The 19,410-nt window shown below is 55.1% G+C and carries 18 protein-coding genes and 1 pseudogene; 1 reads left to right on the top strand and 18 read right to left on the bottom strand.

All coding sequences use genetic code 11. The annotated features are described in order from the left end of the window. Positions 1-7 precede the first annotated feature (7 nt). Together BR04_RS05005 and BR04_RS05010 are read right to left on the bottom strand one after the other, a co-directional pair. Positions 8-604 (bottom strand): annotated as a pseudogene (locus tag BR04_RS05005) (IS630 family transposase); the annotation flags it as partial. An 11-nt stretch (positions 605-615) separates the two neighbouring features. Then, positions 616-1,071, bottom strand: a complete 456-nt coding sequence (locus tag BR04_RS05010; RefSeq protein WP_496354904.1) for a helix-turn-helix domain-containing protein — start codon at positions 1,069-1,071, stop codon at positions 616-618. Between the two features lie 180 nt (positions 1,072-1,251). On the opposite strand from BR04_RS05010, the gene BR04_RS05015 reads away from it, so the two are divergent. After that, the gene (locus tag BR04_RS05015; RefSeq protein WP_496354905.1) at positions 1,252-3,048 is read left to right on the top strand and encodes an Ig-like domain-containing protein; all 1,797 of its coding nucleotides are present in this window, start codon (positions 1,252-1,254) and stop codon (positions 3,046-3,048) included. 97 nt (positions 3,049-3,145) lie between these two features. Here the strand turns inward: BR04_RS05015 and BR04_RS05020 are convergent, their stop codons facing one another. The 16 genes from BR04_RS05020 to BR04_RS05095 all read right to left on the bottom strand — a co-directional run bounded on the left by BR04_RS05020 (position 3,146) and on the right by BR04_RS05095 (position 19,300). Continuing rightward, positions 3,146-3,748, bottom strand: a complete 603-nt coding sequence (locus BR04_RS05020) for a MotE family protein (protein ID WP_496354906.1) — start codon at positions 3,746-3,748, stop codon at positions 3,146-3,148. Beyond that, positions 3,745-4,194, bottom strand: coding sequence for a flagellar export protein FliJ (locus tag BR04_RS05025; RefSeq protein WP_496354907.1), 450 nt, complete (start codon positions 4,192-4,194; stop codon positions 3,745-3,747). The genes BR04_RS05020 and BR04_RS05025 overlap by 4 nt, the downstream gene beginning before the upstream one ends. Further along, positions 4,191-5,534, bottom strand: coding sequence for a FliI/YscN family ATPase (locus BR04_RS05030; RefSeq protein WP_496354908.1), 1,344 nt, complete (start codon positions 5,532-5,534; stop codon positions 4,191-4,193). Before BR04_RS05030 ends, BR04_RS05025 begins: the two co-directional genes overlap by 4 nt. Position 5,535: 1 nt before the next feature. Beyond that, positions 5,536-6,525 carry a FliH/SctL family protein gene (locus tag BR04_RS05035; RefSeq protein ID WP_496354909.1) on the bottom strand — a complete coding sequence of 330 codons (990 nt, stop codon included), beginning with the start codon at positions 6,523-6,525 and terminating at the stop codon, positions 5,536-5,538. Beyond that, positions 6,512-7,537 carry a flagellar motor switch protein FliG gene (gene fliG / locus BR04_RS05040; RefSeq protein WP_496354910.1) on the bottom strand — a complete coding sequence of 342 codons (1,026 nt, stop codon included), beginning with the start codon at positions 7,535-7,537 and terminating at the stop codon, positions 6,512-6,514. The genes BR04_RS05035 and fliG overlap by 14 nt, the downstream gene beginning before the upstream one ends. Positions 7,538-7,568: 31 nt before the next feature. Beyond that, on the bottom strand, positions 7,569-9,170 hold the full coding sequence (fliF, locus tag BR04_RS05045; protein ID WP_496354911.1) for a flagellar basal-body MS-ring/collar protein FliF: 1,602 nt from the start codon (positions 9,168-9,170) through the stop codon (positions 7,569-7,571). Positions 9,171-9,283: 113 nt separating this feature from the next. Continuing rightward, a complete protein-coding gene (gene fliE, locus BR04_RS05050; RefSeq protein ID WP_496354912.1) occupies positions 9,284-9,592 on the bottom strand; it encodes a flagellar hook-basal body complex protein FliE in 309 nt (102 codons plus the stop codon). Between the two features lie 50 nt (positions 9,593-9,642). After that, the gene (gene flgC / locus BR04_RS05055; protein WP_496355056.1) at positions 9,643-10,140 is read right to left on the bottom strand and encodes a flagellar basal body rod protein FlgC; all 498 of its coding nucleotides are present in this window, start codon (positions 10,138-10,140) and stop codon (positions 9,643-9,645) included. Positions 10,141-10,142: 2 nt separating this feature from the next. After that, positions 10,143-10,550 carry a flagellar basal body rod protein FlgB gene (gene flgB / locus BR04_RS05060; protein WP_496354913.1) on the bottom strand — a complete coding sequence of 136 codons (408 nt, stop codon included), beginning with the start codon at positions 10,548-10,550 and terminating at the stop codon, positions 10,143-10,145. Between the two features lie 201 nt (positions 10,551-10,751). After that, positions 10,752-12,107, bottom strand: coding sequence for a sigma-54-dependent transcriptional regulator (locus BR04_RS05065; protein ID WP_496354914.1), 1,356 nt, complete (start codon positions 12,105-12,107; stop codon positions 10,752-10,754). 86 nt (positions 12,108-12,193) lie between these two features. After that, positions 12,194-14,683: a tetratricopeptide repeat protein gene (locus BR04_RS05070; protein ID WP_496354915.1), complete on the bottom strand. Its 2,490-nt coding sequence runs from the start codon at positions 14,681-14,683 to the stop codon at positions 12,194-12,196. Positions 14,684-15,016: 333 nt separating this feature from the next. Next, entirely contained in the window at positions 15,017-16,003 is a 987-nt protein-coding gene (locus tag BR04_RS05075) for a sigma-54 interaction domain-containing protein (protein WP_496354916.1), read from the bottom strand. 217 nt (positions 16,004-16,220) lie between these two features. Continuing rightward, positions 16,221-16,598 (bottom strand): chemotaxis response regulator CheY, encoded by a 378-nt coding sequence (locus BR04_RS05080; RefSeq protein WP_496354917.1) that lies wholly within the window; start codon positions 16,596-16,598, stop codon positions 16,221-16,223. A gap of 133 nt (positions 16,599-16,731) precedes the next feature. Then, positions 16,732-17,193: a chemotaxis protein CheX gene (locus tag BR04_RS05085; protein ID WP_496354918.1), complete on the bottom strand. Its 462-nt coding sequence runs from the start codon at positions 17,191-17,193 to the stop codon at positions 16,732-16,734. Positions 17,194-17,274: 81 nt separating this feature from the next. Continuing rightward, on the bottom strand, positions 17,275-17,631 hold the full coding sequence (locus BR04_RS05090) for a PilZ domain-containing protein (RefSeq protein WP_496354919.1): 357 nt from the start codon (positions 17,629-17,631) through the stop codon (positions 17,275-17,277). A gap of 61 nt (positions 17,632-17,692) precedes the next feature. Next, entirely contained in the window at positions 17,693-19,300 is a 1,608-nt protein-coding gene (locus BR04_RS05095; protein WP_496354920.1) for an HD domain-containing phosphohydrolase, read from the bottom strand. Positions 19,301-19,410: the final 110 nt, after the last annotated feature.

The following is a 19,410-nucleotide window of genomic DNA, read 5'->3' on the forward strand; positions in this document are numbered from 1 at the left end:
TTATACTCTACGCGGCCAGTAATGTGACATCTTCAAAAGTTTGAAACTTGAGCGTCATAAGCTTTTTCATAGCATTTCGATGAGTCGTTGGAAGTTTTTCTATGCAGCCTTCGATGCTACCTCGAAAATCCTGAAATGTTTCGTAATATTTCCCATAGAGGCAATCATTTCTGATAAACTTCCAAAGTCTTTCAATAAGATTCAGGTTCGGTGAGTACGATGGCAAAAAAAGCAGTTTTATTTGCAGATCCTCTGCGAGTTCTTTCACAACGGTATTGTGCTGGTATCGGGCATTATCCAAGACCAGTGTAACTGGGCCAACCAGCTTCCGGTCAGAGATCTTCCGAAGCAATTCACACATGGTGTCCCGGTTGACCACTGTGGTATTTGTAACGGTAATCAATTCTTGAGTGATTGCATTCCATGCGCCTAAAACATTGAACCTCTGTCGGCCAGATGCTGCACGAACAAATATCCGTGTAAATGACCACATGCAGCATAGAAATGTTCCAAAAACAAAATGGGCTGCATCTACGAAAAAAACATGTCCATCTCCATTTTTTGCAGCATCCAGACGTGGTTGTAGTTCTTCATCATGGAATTTTTTCTGTTCAGCTACATGCTCTTCGAGTTTTTTTTAGGGGGAACAGGAATAGCCCCCATTCGTTGCCAACGCAGTCCATGTCTGATCAAGAACTGCCGTACCTGGGACAAACTGCGCCGTATGCCTGTAAGAGATTCTATTCTTTCACGAGCTTCGGCTACACTGCGAACAGGATTTTTTTGAAAGGAGGTGACAATGGTACTCCGATATTCATCCATTGCACTGACAGGTACTATGCGATCCGTCCGGAAAAGAGCCTCTAAACCACCATCTCTATAGTATCTCACGTATCTTTGTACTGTCATTCGTGTAACGCCAACGATATCAGCAGCTTCAGCTCGTGTGTGTCCATGATGCAACAACCACAGAGCATCCATTTTACGCCGTACCATCAAATTTGGATGCTCCAGCCGTTCACGCTTAACAATGACTTGCTCTGTTTCACTCAAATTGATCTGTAGTGCCATGCTTGGAGTCCTCCTTAAAGTTGAAAGGTCAAACACGGCACTATCATATCATTTTCAGCCTGGCACTGCCATGACGTTGTAACAACAATGACAGTTTGGAGTATAAACCAGGCCGTTCCGCACAGACAGCCATGCACTTTCAGGGTGCAGAGCACGATCCCAAGAAAAGATGAGGTGACCATGACCGCACTCCCCCCCCCCTGCCGCTCTCTCTTACAGCTTGTCCTGCTGGTTCTGGGCTTTGTCCTCATCGTGGCCACAGGGGACTCGGAAAAAACAACCGCATCCACGGATCCCCCCCAGGCAACCATCTTAAGCCCCCAGACCAACACAACCTTCGAAGAAGGCAGCACCGTTTCCTTCACTGGAAAGGCCGAGGATGCCACAGAGGGGCTGCTCTCCGGCCCGCAACTGGTCTGGATCTCCAGCCGGGATCAGCAGATCGGTACCGGAACGAGTTTTGTTAAAAACACGCTTTCTCCAGGAACCCATACCATTACCCTGGTGGCGGAGAACCGTCAGGGACGCCAGGGAATCGCCAGCATTACCCTGGTGATAAGCCCTCTGGGCAGCACACCGCCAACGGTAACCCTTAAAAACCCTGCGGCTGCCGCAATTTTTGAACAGGGAGACTTCATCTCCTTCGAAGGCACGGCAACCGATTCCAGTGAAGGCAGACTTTCCGGAACCGCACTGACCTGGACTTCTTCCAGGGACAAGGAAATCGGTACAGGAGAAAGTTTCAGCCGGGATGACCTCTCCACCGGAACCCACATCCTGACCCTGAAAGCCCGGAACAGCAGGGGCATTGAAAACAGCAGCAGTGTCACCATCACCGTCAACCCCAAAAACATTGCCCCCCCGGTACCCGCCATCACCAGCCCTGCTACGGGAAGCAGCTTTGAAAAGGGCGATACCATCATCTTCCAGGGAAGCGCCACCGATCCCGTGGAAGGAAGACTTGTGGGCCAGAACCTTGTCTGGCGCTCTTCCAAAGACAAGGAAATCGGCATGGGAGAAAACTTTGTGCGGGATGATCTTTCTGTGGGAAGCCACACCCTTACCCTCACAGCCCGGAACAGCCATGGCGTACAGGCCCTGACCAGCACCAGCATCACCATTACCCCCAGAACCCAGACAGCCCCCACTGTGACCATCCTCGAACCCACAGCCAATCAGTCCTTTGAAACGGATACGCTGATTCTCTTCCGTGGAAAGGCCGAAGATCCTCTGGAAGGCCTTCTCTCCGGCGGTCTCCTTACCTGGCACTCCAGCAGGGAAACCACCAATCCCATCGGTACAGGAGAAAGCTTCGGAAAAACCAATCTGGCCCCCGGTGCCCATACCATCACCCTTCTCGCCCGAAACAGTCAGGGAATCGAAGGGTACAAAACCGTTGCCATCACCATCAACCCCAAAACCAATACCCGGCCCACCGCCACCATTGTCCAGCCCCTGGATCAGGCAAAGTTCAAGGCAGGAGAACTCATCACCTTTCACGGACAGGGAAGCGATACGGAAGACGGACGTCTTTCCGGAGCGAATCTGGTCTGGACCTCCAACCGGGATCAGCAGATCGGTACGGGAGAAAGCTTCAGCAGCAACACTCTCACGACAGGAGTCCACACCCTTAGCCTGGTGGCCTGGGATTCCCAAGGCATTCCCAGCACACCGGCAACCATAGGCATTGAGGTGGAAAACACCGCACCCGTAGCCCTTATCCTCCTCCCCGCTACGGGGACAAGCTTCCGCATCAGCAGCCTCATCCAGTTTCGCGGCAGTGGAAACGACGCTGAGGATGGCATTCTTACGGGGACTCAGCTCCGCTGGTCCTCCAACCGGGATGGGCAGATCGGTACAGGAGAAAATCTTGCCGTTTCCACCCTGACTGCCGGGAATCATACCATCCGCCTCACAGCAACGGATCTCCATGGAAAAATAGGCTGGCAGGATATTGATCTCATCATCACGCCATGAAAAAAGGCGCATGGGAATCCCATGCGCCTGCAATTTCTTCCAGCATTCCTGAATCTGTGGAATCCGTCAGACACCCCAAAGGGCGGATTTCACGCCTTTATTCCCGCATCCGTACCGCCTTTTCCGCCATGGCCTCACTGATCTGGGCCGCCTTTGCCGGATTCATACGGCCCAGAATATCCGCAGCCGTCTCCGCCCGCATTTCCCGAAAAATTTTTTTCGCCACTTCCAGTTCCATGGTGTCAAAAACCGGGGCCGCCTGCTTGGCTTTCATACCACCGTAAAAACGGGCCAGCTGCTGGATTTTCGCCGCATCCTCCGCGTCCGCCCGCTGTTCCGCCTCACTGCGTTTGCGGGAAAGCCGTTCCAAGCCCTCCGACACCTGACGGTTCAGCTCCTGCAAGCGGGCCACCTCTTCTTCCACTTCCCTGCGCAACAGGGTCAGACGCCTCCGCTCTTCCTCCAGGGCCAGCATTTCCCTGGCAACAGCCTCCCGTCGCTCGGCCAGTCCCTCCAGCTCGGTCACCACAGGATTCGGAGTTTTTTCTACAGCTGCGGCGGTATCGCCATCTGCCGTTTTCTCTTCCGCAGTTTCCGCAGCGGGAGCCGGATCTTCCGCCCCCATCCCTCCTGGCGGAAAAAACAGAATACCGCACAGCACAAGGCCCGTCAGCCAGCCAGCCGTCTTCCTTCCTTTCATGACATGCCCTCCCGGATTTTACGGATGGAAACCATATCATCGGCCTCCTTCTGCTGCTGCAAATCCACTTCCTTGAAATACTCGTCCTTCCGCCGGGCCTTCAGGTTTTCCAATGCCTTCTCCGCCATTCTGGCCTGATCCAGAAGATGCTGCTTTTCCTTGAGCTGATACAAAATCCGCTGTTTTTTTTCTTCAAGTTTCACAAGGCGGAGCTCCATATCCGCAATGAAGTCCGTATGCAGACGAAAACGCTCACCGGAAATGCCCGCCACGGTTTCCTTCTCAAAAAGCAGCAGGGCCACCTGGCGCTCCCCCTCCAGGGTTCGGATCTCCCCTTCACACTCCTCCAGCAGACGCTGCACCACCATAAGGGCCTGAAGCGCCTGCTGTACCTGAAAGCTGCGGTAGCGCAGCAACGCTTCCATGCGGAAAACAAAGCGCTTCATACGCCCCTGTCTCCGGACAGAATACCGGCCAGAGCGGCATACCCCTCCTCAGAAGTGACCCGCACATCCACACGCTGGCGCAAAAATTCCATAATTTTCGGCGCGATCCTCTTGGCAAGGTCAATACGGGGATTGGAACCATCCACATAGGCCCCGATCTGGATCATGTCTTCGGCTTCCCGGTAGGTGGCCAGCATACGGATGGCCTGCTCCCGCAAAGCCAGATTTTCCGGACGGCTCACATCCCGGGCCACACGGCTGACACTGGCCAGCACGTCAATGGCCGGATACTGGCCCCGGCTGGCGATCTGCCGGGACAGCACGATATGCCCGTCCACAATGGAACGCACCGTGTCTCCCACAGGATCGTTCATGTCATCCCCTTCCACAAGCACCGTATAAATCCCCGTGATACTGCCCTTCCCCTTCAGTGTCCCCGCCCTTTCCAGAAGAACAGGCACCTGCACGAAAAAGGAGGGCGTATAGCCTCTTGTGGTAGGCGGCTCCCCCGCAGCAAGTCCCACATCCCGGCTGGACATGGCGTAACGGGTGAGGGAATCCAGCAGCAGCAGCACATCCTTGCCCTGATCCCGGAAATACTCGGCCAGAGTGGTCGCCAGATAGGCCCCCCGCATGCGCACAAGGGGGGGCACATCCGAGGTGGCGGCCACCACCACGGACTTCTCCCGGCCCTTTTCCCCCAGAATGTCCTCCACAAAGTCCTTCACCTCCCGGCCCCGCTCGCCAATCAGCCCGATCACCACCACATCGGCCGCCGTGTGCCGGGTCATCATGCCCATAAGCACGCTTTTCCCCACACCGGAACCGGCCATAATGGCCACACGCTGGCCCCGGCCCAGGGGAATCATGGTGTTGATGGCGCAGATGCCCACATCCATGGGCTGCTTCACCGGATCCCTGTCCAAAGGATTGATGGGATGGCCGTAAAGGGAATACGCGGCATCCGCCTCTATGGGGCCCATGCCATCCAGGGGATTGCCCATACCGTCAATCACCCGGCCCAGAAAGGCATTGCCCACCGGTGCCAGGGGCCGTGAAGCCTGCACCAGTACCCGGCTTCCGGGCCGTATCCCCCGGGTGCTGCCATAGGGCATGAGCAGGGTGTGGCTTTTCCGGAACCCCACCACCTCGGCCAGCAGATCCTCTCCCTCCTCCAGCAGAATCCGGCAGAAACTGCCAATGCCCTGGCCCATGCCTTCCGCCTCGGCAATCAGCCCCACCACCTGAACCACACGACCTTCCAGGCTGGTCAGAGGTGTCTTCTCCACCAGCCTGTGATAGGAAGCAAAATCCATCTGAAAATCCAGGGCTGCCCCCATATCACCCTCCCCGGGAATCCGCTGCCAGCAGGAGGGTTTCCTTCAGCACCTTCATCCGCTCCTTCAGATCTTCCCGTATGCTGCCCGAAGCCGAACTGATGCGGCATCCCCCCCGGCTGATTCCCGGATCCGCAGCCACTTCCAGCTGACGCAGATCCGGAACCTGTTCAAAAAAACGTTCCCTGGCCATTTCCACCTGCGGATAATCTTCGGGATTCACGGATACCGTCACCTTCAGAGGATCGGGAAGACGGTTCAGAGCCGAAATCACGGCCCGCTCCACAACCGCAGTATCCACGGCCAGGGTACCGAACACCAGGGTTTCGGCAATGTCCAGGGAAAGGGCAACGATCTCCCTTTCATACCGGGAAAGAATGGCTGGCCACTGCTGCCCCATGGTCTGCACCAGAAGGGCCAGCTCTTCTGCCTGGGCGCTCAGTTCGCCTGCACCCGCAGCCTTTCCTTCCTCATAGCCCCTGTCATATCCTTCCGCAGCCCCCTGGGCCAGCCCCTCTTCCCGCCCTGACGCCAGACCTTCTGCGTATCCGGCGGCATATCCCTCACCCTGCCCCTGGGATCGCCCCTGCACAAGTCCCTCGGTAAATCCCGCCTCCCGCGCCTGCTCCCGCTCCTTTTCCAGTTCAGGCAAGCCATTCCCCTCTCCCTGAGCGACCCGATGTTCCGGTCTGGGGGGAGGAGTCTGGGATCCCGGCGCCCGGTTAAAAGCAGACGCTGAAAAGCCTTCCCCCGGGGCAGGGGATGGTTTTTCCTGAATCCTGGCCGGTGGAGAAGGCTCTTTGGCCAGATCCATAAAAGAAAGAAAGGAATCCCGGGGCTTTGTCTCCCGGGTATACATGGTACTGAAATTCGCATCCTTCTGTGCAGCAAGGGAACGATCCGGAATATCCTCCCGTACAAACTTCCGGAGTCCCCCCACATCCATCTGCTGCCACTCTTCTTCAGGAGATTTTTTTTTATCAGACAAGGACATCGTCCTTTCCTTTGCCCCCCAGGGTAATGACGCCGGTCTCTTCCAGTTCCTTGGCCGCCCTTACGATTTTCTGCTGGGCTTCCTCCACATCGGAAAGCTTCACAGGCCCCATAACCTCCAGATCTTCCAGCAACATTTCCGCAGCACGGGCCGAGAGATTTCCCAGAATTTTCTGACGCATTTCCTCGCTGGTGGCCTTGAGAGCCAGGGTCAGCTCGCCGCCTTCCACCTTCTTGAGAATCTCGCGCATGGCCTTGTCGTCCACCCGCACCAGATCCTCGAACACAAACATCAGCTCCCGGATTTCTGTGGCCATATCCACATCCTCGGTTTCGATAAGTTCCATGACCACTTCTTCGGTACTCTTGTCCACCCCATTGAGAATGTCCACCAGTACCTGCAAGCCACCGGTTTTCCCCACACTGGAACCCACGGCCTCCATCTCCCGCCGCAGGGCCTCGTCCACATCCCGCACCACCTCCTCGGGAACCTGCCCCAAGAGAGCGATACGGTAGGCAATATCCCCCTTCTTTTCATTGGGAATGGCCATCATGATCTCAGAGGCCACCTCAGGCGGCAGATGGGCCAGAATCATGGCAATGGTCTGGGGATGTTCCCCCCCCACATAGGAGGCCAGGGTATCCACGTTGATACGACGGCTCCAGTCAAAGGGAATCTCCCTGCGGGCATCCTCGATTTCCTTGATGATCCCCCGTGCCACCTCTGATCCCAGGGCTTTTTCCAGGGTCTTTTTGAAAAAGTCATCCCCTTCCACAATGAGACTGATTTCCCCTTCATAAGTCTCCACAAACAGGGATAAGACCTCGGCGACCTCTTCCGGCTCCACCTTGTCGATGCTGCCCATGGCCGCAGCCGCAATACGGATCTCATGGGGCTTCATCCGACGGAACATCTCCGAGGCATACTCTTCTCCCATAAGCAGGAGAAAAATCGCCGTTCGCCGGGCTCCGGAACTCACGCCTCCGCTTTTTTTATCCTTTGCTTCCGCCATCTGTCCCTTCCTCCCTCTTCACAGAAAATCCCTATTCCTCATTCCGAAGCCAGCCCTTCAGAATATTGGCCGTGCGATCCATGTCCGCCTGGGCATACCGAACCGCCTGCTCCTCCAGAGAAAGCTCTTCCTCCACAGGCTCTTCGTCCGTAATATCCACAAGGCTGCCCGCCGGTTCAGGCAGAGCCGGTGTTTCCGCACTTTCCCGAATTTCCTTCACGGTTTTATGGATAGGCCGCAGCACAAAGAAAAAGAGCATGAGTACCAGCAGGATATTGGCGGCAATCCGGCCATAATCCCTGCGCAGACGGGCAAGCCCCGTCAGGGTATCCTCATCCGCAGGCGGCTCCTCATCGGGATTGAAGGCAAAGGATTCCACCACCACCTGATCCCCCCGCTGATCCGAAAAGCCCATGGCGTTTTTCACCACTTCCGTAAACTGGGCCATCTCTTCCGGCGTCCGCTGCACATAGCGCCGTGTCTGCACCCCCTGCTCGTCCTTCTGCCACTCATAACGGCCATCAATCACAGCCGCCACACTCAGGCGGGTCATCACGGCAAAGGGTTTCTCCTTGCTCCTTACCCTTTTACTCAACTCATAGTTGACCACGTCATCCTGTTTTTTCCCTTTTTCAAGGGTCTCCAGAGGCCCTCCATCGGTTCCGGGCGGAACCACGGGATTCACGCTGGAAATGGCTCCCGCAGGCCCCCGCAGACGTTCCGTTTCTTCATTGAGATTCTGGCGACTGCGCACAAAGGGGGTCTCCCTTTCCTCGGGATCAAAAATCTCCTCACTCATTTCCTCACGGGAAAAATCCATCTCCGCCGTCACCCGGACAATGGCCCTGTCTTTGCCCACCACCCGTTCCAGGAGACTTTCAATGCGCTCTGAAAGCTCCTTTTCCCGGATATTCCTGTACTGTACCTGGTTTCTGACCCGTGTTCCCTCAATCTCCTCCATTTTTTCCGCTTCCGTGCGGCCCCGGTACAGCACCCTTCCCCGGGTATCCACAACGGTCACCAGTTCCGGCGTCAGATCCTGAATGGCTGAAGCCACAAGGTGTACCACCGCATCCACCTTGCTCTGGGGAAGATCACTTCCCTGTTTCAGACGCAGCAGAACCGAAGCGCTGGGAGGACGGGTTTCTTCCACAAAAACCGACTCCTTGGGCATGACCACCATAACCCGGGCATCCAGCACTTCATGAAACTGCCGTATGGTGCGGGACAGTTCCCCCTGTATGGCCCTCTGCAGATTCAGTTTCTGTACAAATTCCGTGGTGCCGAAATCACTTTTATCAAAAACCTCAAAACCGACCCCGCCCCCCTTGGGCAATCCTTCTCCGGCCAGAGAAAGCCGGGTCTCATGGATACTTTCCGCAGGTACACGGATGGCACTGCCGCCCCCCTCCAGCTCATAGGGAACACGCATTTCCCGGAGCTTTTCCACAATCTCCGAAGCATCCTTTTCCGCAAGATTGGTGTACAGGATGCCAAATTCCACCTTGTTCGCCACCAGAAAAAGAGAGGCAAAACCGATCACCGTAAGCAGCACCACAGCCCCGAGAATCACCTTTCGGGGAAGGGGCATATTCCGCCAGATGGCCAGTATCTGTTCAATGACCGGATTCATGATCCACACTCCAATCCGGGGAAGCAGCGTCCCCTTCCCCAGGCCCACACATCCTTCAGGGGATCAATCCGCTTCTGAAGGCTTTTCCGTTTAAGAGTCAAAAGCCGCCTGCATCAGAACTGCATGTGCATGATTTCCTTGTACGCCTCCAGGGACTTGGCCCGAACCTGCACCAGAAGCCGCATGGAAAGATCCGCCTTCTGCAAAGCCATCATTCCCTCATGGATCTCCAGCTCCCCCAGAATCACCTTTTCCGCCGCAAGATCCGAGGTCTTCTGGAGGCCGTTCACCTCAAGAACCGCCCCGTTCAGACGATCGGCAAAACTTGTTCCGGAAAACGCCGGTACCGCAGCAGCCTTGCCAGCAGCCTGACCGGAACCCGGTGCGGCAAGGGGGATAAAGGGAGCGCGTAAGGAATCCATGGTATGTCTCCTTTTACTTCAAAGGCCAGAAAAAACAGCCTCTCAAAAGATTATTTACCGATTTCCAGGGCCTTCATCATCATGGCCTTGGTGTTGTTCATGGCCGTGATGCTGGCCTCGTAGGCCCTGCGGGCCACCAGCATATCCGCCATTTCCGTCAGGTGATCCACATTGGGCATGGCCACATACCCTGTCACAGGATCCGCATCCGGATGGCTGGGATTGTACACCAGCCGAAAATCCTCCTGGGACTGTACCACCTCCGTCACCTTGACCCCACGCTGATCCCCCTCACGCTCCCGTTCCCGCTCAAACATTTCATAAAAACCGAGATCGCTGTACCGTTCACGGGCCTCTGCCTTCTGTAGCCCCAGAGGAATTTCATCGGTATTCCGGGCCTCGTACACCACCATCTTCCGGCGATAAGGCCCGCCCTCTTCCGTCCGGGTGGTATCCACGTTGGCCAGGTTCTGGGAAATGACATTCATTTTCATGCGATGGGCCGCAAGGGCTGTTCCACTGATCTTAAATGAGTTGAGAAGATCCACCATCAGCTACCTCCCTCGGCAATGGTGTGACGCAGAATGGTCATTTTCCGCATCATCATTTCCGCCGTTGTCCGGTACTGCATATTGTTTTCCACAAGATTGGCCATCTGCTCGTCAATGTCCACGGAGTCCAGATGGTAGCCATCGGCATTGTCATAAACGGAAGCCCGGATGGGATCCTGGACCGGATTTCTGTCCAGATGTTTCGGATGGGTCATGGCGACCCGGGAAGGAGGTGGCCCCTCCAGAGCCTGGTTCAGAGTCCGGTTAAAATCCAGATCCCTGGGCTTGTAATGGATGGTGTCCACATTGGCCACGTTGGCGGAAATCAGTGCATGGCGAAAACTGGCAACATCCAGGCCCTTGCCCATCATCCTGTAGGTACTGTCAAAAAGTCGGTGTGTGTCCATCCTCTCCTCCCCAAAATTGCAGCAGACAAGGGACTCTTTCCCTCCCTTGTTCCAGAACTGGCCGCGATCATGACCAGACCGCCTGTGATGCCCAGCAGGGACAAACGTCCTGCAGACATCTGTAGCATCGAAAAAAATGCAAAAGTCATGCCTTGAAAGGATAAAACAGGACGGAGCAAAGAAGGGAAGACTGCGCGGGTTTCAGATCTCGGGAGGCAGGCCGGAATCAGCCTTGTACTCATTCAGCTTGTTTCTCAGGGTACGCACGCTGATTCCCAGAAGCTGGGCAGCATGGGTACGGTTGCCATCAAAACGTTTCAGGGTATGGAAAATCATCTGCCGCTCCACCTCTTTCAGGGGGATATCCACAAAGCTTTCGGGTAAAAGCCATTCCCCACCCGCCTCCATATCCACGACAGACTTCGGCCCTCCCCCATCCTCCAGCAGCAGATCCTCCCCCCGGATTTCCACACCATCACAGAGAAGCACAGCCCTGCGGATCACGTTCTCAAGCTCCCGTACATTCCCGCTGAAGGTGGCAGATCTCAGACTATCCAGGGCCTCCTGTGTCAAACCTCTGACACTTCTCCCGTCCTCTGCATTGTATTTTTCAATGAAATGACGGACAAGAAGGGGAATGTCCCCCTTTCTGTCCCGAAGCGGTGGAATCCGCAAAGGGATGGTGTTCAGACGATGGTAAAGATCCTCCCGAAATTCTCCTTCTTCCATGGCAAGCCGGAGATCCCGGTTGGTGGTGGCCACAATACGCACATCCACCCGTACGGGACGGGTACCCCCCACCCTGTCCACAGCCCCCTCCTGCAAAACACGCAGCAGCTTGGCCTGCAGGTGTACGGGCATTTCCGTCACCTCATCCAGCAGCAGGGTACCGCCATGGGCCAGTTCGAATTTTCCTTCCTTGCGGAAAGTCGCCCCGGTAAAAGCCCCTTTTTCATGGCCGAAGAGTTCACTTTCAAGCAGGTTTTCCGGAAGGGCGGCGCAGTTGATGGCCACAAAGGCTCCCTGACTGCGGGGACTGTTCTCATGCACCATGCGGGCAAAAAGCTCCTTACCCGTTCCGGACTCTCCCTGTATGAAAACAGGTGCCCGGCTGGAGGCCACCTTGAGGGTGAGATCCATGAGCCGCTTCATCCCCGGATCCTGACTGACAATGGATGCCCCTCCGGAAACCTCCCCCTTTTCTCCGAAAATACGGGAAAGAATCTTCCGAAGCCGGGGCTCATCCAGGGGAAGAAGCATGAAATCCAGAGCACCCGCCTGGATGCAGGCCACAGCCAGATGCACATCCACACTGCCGGACAGAACCAGAACGGGAATACGCAAAGGTACGCTCTGGGCCAGAAAAGGCAGAGGGTCTTCCCCTTCCCGCCACACCCCCACCACCAGTTTGGGAGGCAGGGAGCGCAGCAGTTGCAGAGCCTCATCCGCTGTCCTGCCGGGCCGTACCGCACAATGCCACTCCTCCAGCAGACGGGCCAGAACGTCACGGATTCCCGGATCAGAAGCAAAAATCACGGCTTGTGGCTTGCTTGTCATGAAAAACCCCTGCCTTCCTGATAAGAATCCATAGGTAAAACATCAGCCCATCTTCATGAAACAGTCCGCCAGTCCGAACCCCAAACTCACTGAAGAAGCTGCTCTTTTATCCGGAGACCCTCCAGACGCTCCCCGGCCAGTGCCCCCCAAAGGGGATCTCCTTCTTCCACAAGACTGCGGTACAGGGCCTTGGCCTCAGCCTGCCTGCCCAGCTTCTCCAGAACTTCTCCCCTTCGGAAACGAACGGCATTCCGATCCGGAGTCGGGATACCCGTCAGACCATCGGTCTTTTCATAGCTGCTTAAAGCGGCAGCAAAGCGCTTCTCCCCCACCTGGGCTTCCCCGAGAGAACGCAGAAGGACAAAACGTAAATCGTCGGAATCCTGACCCGCTTTACCCAGAAAAGCAAGGGCCTGCTCCAGAACCGCCATTTCCTTTACCGGCTCTTTTCTGTCCCGGTAAAGCCGTGAAAGAGTCTGCCAGAAAAAAACCTTCCGCCGTCCCTCCGGAGCAAGATCCGCTGCCTTTGCATAGGCCTTCAGTCCTGCCTCCTGCCGCCCCTCTTCAAAATGAATCCTGGCAATATACCCCCAAGCTTCCGCACTGCGCTGAAAATCTGTCGGAGCTGCTTTCAAAAAATCGGACAACAGGGACAGCCCCTTGTCCCTGCCCCCCGTTTCCGTGCTCACAACCCCGTATTCAAAAAGAAAGTCCGGAGGCAAGGGGGCTCCTCCCCAGAGCATTTCCGCACGCTGATATTCCGGCAGAGCCTGGGGATACAGATGGCCCCTGAAAAAAGCACGCCCCACCAGAGCATGAAGACGGGGGTTTTCCATCTCATAGACAGGCCCCTTCTCCACATCATAACGGTCAATCAGATCCGGGTAGAGATTGTCCGCAAGATATCCCTCAAAAAGAGCTTCCAGAGCACGACCCATCAGAATCAGGGCATCCCTGCGCAGAGCCCGGGGATCTTCAGACAGCAGCTGTCGGATAAGACGCACCGTTTCCTCATAGTCCTCCGCCTGATACCTGGATTCCGCAAGCCGCATCAGAGCCAGACGGGCAAGGCTGTGATCGGGATAGTCCTGAATCACCATCTGAAAAAGGGCATCCCGATCTTCCCGTTTTTCAAGCAGCTCGGCAAGACGCATGGAGCTGACCACAAAACCGTCCGTTCCCGGATACAGCTCCCGCACCAGCTCATACAGTTTTCTCGCTTTCTCCGGCTCAGGCAGGGCCGCATAGGATTCCGCAATACGGGTAAGGATCAGAGACGGTTCCGCAATATCCGTAAAATCGTTATAGACCCGCATCAGATTTTCAATGGCCTGGGAGTACCCTCCCGTATGGAAATGGCTGTTTCCCAGAAGCAGAAGAAGATCCGGCTCCCTCAAAACAGCGTCCGGCTCTTCCCCGACAACGGCATCCAGCATTTTGATGGTTTCAAAATAACGCTTCCGCGCAAAAAGAACCCGGCCAAGTTCCATGCGGGCCTCCCGGGCATACACCGTAGTACTGAAACGTGCCACGATATCCCGGAGCAAAGGCTCGGCCTCATCCATATGCTGCAAGCGCATGTGCATACGGGCAAGGTAGAGCAGCACCTCTGCCATACCGGGAAACTTCGGGGAAGCCTCCCGGAGGAGATCGAAATATCCCATCCCCACAGGATCATTGCCCATTTTATGATAAAGAATCCCCAGCATGGCATAGCCCCAGGGAACAAAGGCAGAATCCGCATTCTTCACCACAAGACCGGAAAGATCCCGTATCAGCCCCAGTTGCAGCTCCGGAGTTACAGCTCCGGACATGCGGCACCAGTTTTCAAGGTAATCGTAGAGTTCCTCACATCCGGGAGCAAGTCCCTCTGCCAGAATATCCATTCCCCGGTCACACCCTTCCTCCCGTATGCTGCGCACAGCGATGCGCACATGCATCCCCTCAGCACAGGGGGAAGCCAGAACCGCATCCAGAAGGGTATCGATCCCTCCGTGGGAAGAAGGGGGATCGGAAATGGAAGCCACCGTTATGTTCTGAAGAGGAGGAGGCGTCACGGTTTTGACTGGCTCCGGTATCCGCATGGGAGGACTCTCCTGGGGAACCGCCGCGACATGGACTTCCCGCCTGCGTTTTTCAAGTTTGCCGCGGGGCTGCTTGTGGGCCAGACGCTGATCCGTATCCAGACGGATTTCCAGAAGACCGACCCCTGCACGCCAGGAAGCGTCCACAGCGCGAACATCCACACCCGTTTCCACAAGCAGGGTGGCATTGCCATCGGCAGTCCGCTTGTAGACAATACGCTGGATCACCGGTGCTCCGGAGCCACTCCGTGCAAGATCCCGGGCAACACTGGTATCCTGCAGGGCAATCAGCAGCTCCCGTGGCCCTGTCTGATAAACCCGCCAGCGGACATCCGCGTCAAAGCGCAGGGAAATCAGGGGGGGGCTCTCGGAAAGATGAATCCCCTCCAGCAGGGAAGCCACTGAAACCTCACTGCCCATCAGGAAGATGCAGAAGACTCCCCAGATATAACGTATTTTTTTAATCAAGTGGGCCATCGGAAACGGATCCATGGGCAACGCCTCGCTTCATACGGATTCCCTGCCATTCCCGGAAGGAACAGCAAAGATGATGCCATAGAGAACAAAGGCCCCACGGACATCCCTGCAAGCCCCTCCGTATGAGAGAGGTCTGACCGAAAAAGGCCGGTTCCTGTGATTGCAAGCGCATCTACGACAGCAAAACTCCCCGTGTCCTTCCTCAGCCCCATAGAAAAACCGGCGGTTCTTCCGCCGGCCCCTGTGTCACAATCCCAACACCTCTGCCAAAAATATTCCGCACTTTCAACAAAATACCGGAAGTCCTGCCCTGGCAGACCAGGCCAGCTCCCCTCACCGGATGGCCTCTTAAAAAAATTCCGGCCCCGAAGACAGCGGGTCTTCACGCTCAATTTTCAGCTTTTTGATTTTTTCCACAAGGGTGGTACGGTTCATTTTTAAAAGGGAGGCGGCCTTGGCCTTGACCCAGTCACAACGGTTCAGAGCCTCAATAATCAGGGTTTTCTGATACAGATCCACAGCATCGGCAAAGCCCATGCCATTGTGCAGGGGATTCAGGGCCAGCACCCGCTCCGGCCTGCGCATTCCCCTCAAGGATTCGGGCACGTCTTCATCCTGAATCTGAGAACCTTCACTCATGACGGCCATGCGCTCCATCATGTTTTCCAGTTCCCGGATATTGCCCGGCCATCCATAGGCGAGCAGCAGTTCTTCGGCGGCAGGGGCGACGGATTTCACCGGTTCATCAAAACGGGCCGCCAGTCTCTTTAAAAAATAGTGACAGAGCAGGGGAATATCCTCTTTCCGTTCTCTGAGAGGAGGCACTTCAATGGGAATCACATTGAGGCGGTAATACAGATCTTCTCGAAACTCCCCCCTGTCAATGGCCGCCATAAGATCCCTGTGGGTAGCGGACAGAACACGGATATTCACATGGATGGACTGCCCTCCCCCCACCCTTTCAAAGGTCTGCTCCTGAAGTGCCCGGAGCAGCTTAACCTGAAGTCCGGGACTCATATCCCCGATTTCATCCAGAAATATGGTACCCCCATCGGCCATTTCAAAACGGCCCATGCGACTCCTGTGGGCTCCGGTAAAGGCCCCTTTTTCATGACCGAACAGCTCCGACTCCAGAAGCTCACCGGGAATAGCACCACAGTTGATAATCACCAGAGGCCCGTCACAGCGGGAACTGAGCTGATGTATGGCCCTTGCAATAAGTTCCTTTCCCGTTCCGGATTCTCCGGTAATCAGAACGGAACTGTCCGTTGCCGCCACCTTCCGTATGGTTCCAAAGACCTTGCGCATCCTAGGGCTCTGCCCCACCAGTCCCATAAAAGAAGAAATTTCTCCTTCAACGCCGAACGGCACAGACACTGCCTCCCGTTGCATTACTCCCAGACCCATCAGCACACATCCGTTCCGGCTTTGGCACCCCGCAGCCCCTTTCACGCATGTTCCAGAAAACCCCCTTCATCCAGCCACAGAAAAAGGCCCCTGAAAAAATATCCCGCCAGAAAACGACACTTTCTATCTGTCTTTCGAGCGTCCCCTACTTGCCGAGAATCTTTTCAATCTTTTCTGAAATGGCTTCCGCAGTAAAGGGCTTGACCACATAGTTGGAGACCCCGGCCTGCACCGCCTCCACCACATTCTGTTTCTGGGCTTCCGCCGTTACCATGAGAAAGGGAATGTTCTTGTAATCATCCATGCTGCGTACGGTTTTCAGCAGTTCAAGACCCGACATCTTGGGCATGTTCCAGTCTGAGATGATCAGATCAAAGCGCCCCTTTTTCAATTCTTCCAGGGCGGTTGTCCCGTCATCGGCCTCCGTAATGTTGGTAAAACCAAGCTGCTTGAGGATATTCTTCAGGATACGACGCATGGTGGCAAAATCATCGACACAAAGAATTCTGATAGATGTATCCATAAGTTAAAGGACTCCTTATTCCTTTATGTAAAATTTTCCCCGGAAAGGGTATCCCGTAAAAAAATTCCGCACCAACGGATAGCTTCCAGGGCTTAAAGGTGGTCGCCTGATCCAAAACCTACCACGGCTCACGCTAGCGTTCCAGACAGACTTCTATGGTAAACTGCCCGCCCTCCGTTGAAAAGGGAATCGCAATTTTAGGCCCGTCCGTGTAATGGGTAATGCTGTGATTTTTACCGCTGACCACGGAAGGAATGGCGGCCTGGAATACCCTTCCCATTCCTTCCAGCTCCCGCCGTGCCTGCCCGGAAATCATGTTGGTGATCTCACCTACGGCATCCGTGACCTCACTGTTCAGCTCGGTCATGGGTTCCCCGAACATATTGGAAACGATTTTCAAAATGGATCCCTCATCAAAGGTGACAGCAATGGTGCCATTGGCGGCTCCCGTAAGCCCGATCACCCCTGTGACATCTCCTCTGGCCACATCTTCTTTCTTCAAAAACGGCTTACCCGGCTTGGACTTCACAAAAGCCATGGTTTCCAGCACATTAATGGTTGCATTGATAAAAGGATTGATCAGTCTTGCATCCATGCAGGATTCCTCTCTGATACAGATTATCCATCCACGGGGCAGAGCCCCTGACCCCGGGCTGATGGCAGATTCACAGACCGTCTACAGACTGTCCGCATCCCTGCTGTTATAAAGCACCACATTCCGAAGATGTGTAAAGGTATCCAGATCCATCTCAAAAAATTCCACCCCGACGCCCTCGGAAACAATCCGTGCAATCCGCCCCTTCATGGAAAGACAGACAGGCTCTTCCATCCCCGAAAGCAAAATCTCCACCTGGCATTCCGCACCTTCGGCGAGGGGGATCTCCGTTGCCACAAAAACCCCCTTCTGACTGAGATCACGGGTACTGCCAAAAACACGGATTTCCATGCCCCCCACATTCAAGCGCACTTCCGTCTCAAAGGCAACCCGCTGCATCCGTCGCCTTTCGCCCATATTGTCCATAGACTCACCCATAGGATCTCCTTTTCGAAAAATCCTTGCCGCATATCGGCGGCGCAATGCCTCTTGTATTGAATCAGGGCAACGTTCCTTCGGCTTCCATCTGCAGAAAAAGATCCAGAACATCCGGATCAAACTGTTTTCCCCTGGCTTCTTTCATGATCTGAAGAATTTTTTCTTCCGGCATGCGCCTGCGGTAGGCACGATCCGAGGCCATGGCGTCATAGGCATCAGCGACACTGAGAATCCGGGCCAGAAAGGGAATCTCCTTCCCCGCAAGTCCCTTTGGGTAACCGCTGCCATCATAGCGTTCATGGTGGTACAGAATAATCTCCTGCTCCCGGCTCCAAAGCCCCAGCTTCCCCACAATCCCTGCACCAATGACGGGATGCTCCTTGATGGCCTCATATTCCGCATCCGTCAACCTTCCGGGTTTCAGCAGAATTTCATCCCGCACTCCGATTTTGCCGATATCGTGGAGACGTCCTGCAAAAAGCAGCACATCCAGGGATTCGGCATCCAGCCCCATTCTTTTTCCAAGGGCTACGGAAAGCTCGGCCACCCGATCCGAATGCTGATGGGTATAGGCATCCTTGGCCTCTATGGCCGAAACAAAGGCATAGAGCGTGGAAAAAAGATTCTCATAGATATTTTCGTATAAAGCAAGATTTTCAATGGCATAGGCGGCATGAGAGGCCATGGCACTGGCATAATAGAGATCTTTATCGGAAAAGGACAGCCCCCGGTCTCCCCTCACCATATATAAAAGACCAAACACCTTTTCCCGAATTTTCAGGGGAACGGCCATGGCGGAAACCACATCCGCAGAAAGACGCTTTCCATCGGAGTTGCTGCCCAGCAGAAAAGGCAGACCATCCTGGGCCACCTCATTCAGAAATGTGGATAACAGGGTATCCGGCCCCCCGGATCCGGGCAAGACCCCAGTGGCTGAGGCCACCTCCCTGGGAAAGGGATACAGGTCGTTGAGCACGTAAAACCAGGTACCGTGGGCCCTGCAAAGCTCCTGGGCCATATCCACAAGGCAGCGGAACACATCACCACTTTCGGAGATGCTGGTGAAGGCTCCCATGATACGGTTCAGGGTTCCGAGTTCCGAAACACGGGTTTCAAGATCCCGGTTCAGACTTTCAAGCTGGGTCTTGCGGGCCACTTCTTCCTTGAGCAGCAGGTTTTCCACAAAAAGCCTGCGTTCCCGGAGTACCCGCTGAACACAGAGATTCATCTGATTCAGGTTCACAGGCTTGATCAGAAAATCCACCACACCATTCTTCAGGGTTCGGATGGTGTTTTCCAGGGACGGGTAACCCGTCATGATAATGACAGGCAGGGTATTGTCCATACGGCGGATATGTTCGGCCAGCTCCAGGCCATCCATCTCCGGCATATTGATATCCGTAAAGCAGCAGGAAACCACATTGATTTTCAAAACTTCCAGTGCTTCCAGACCATTGGAAGCGGTCAGCACCCGATAGCCCTTGATCTCGAAAAATTCCCTTGCAATTTCAAGGATGCTCGCCTCATCATCCACAAAAAGGATGGTACCCGGATGCTCCTGTTTTTCCATGTGGCGCTGCTCCACACTTCCTCCCCAGATCCTGCGACCCGGATGCCCAAGGGAATCCGATGCGCTCCCTGAACCATCCTTCCATAACCCGTCAGACACGAAAACAGCCCCCACACACACCAGCTCCCCCATATTCCGGTACGGCCTGAGCAAAAATCACTTTTTTGTCAGCTTCAGGATTCAATCTGTGGTACACACAGGCCAAGGTA

Source organism: Desulfobotulus sapovorans DSM 2055, from assembly GCF_059569355.1.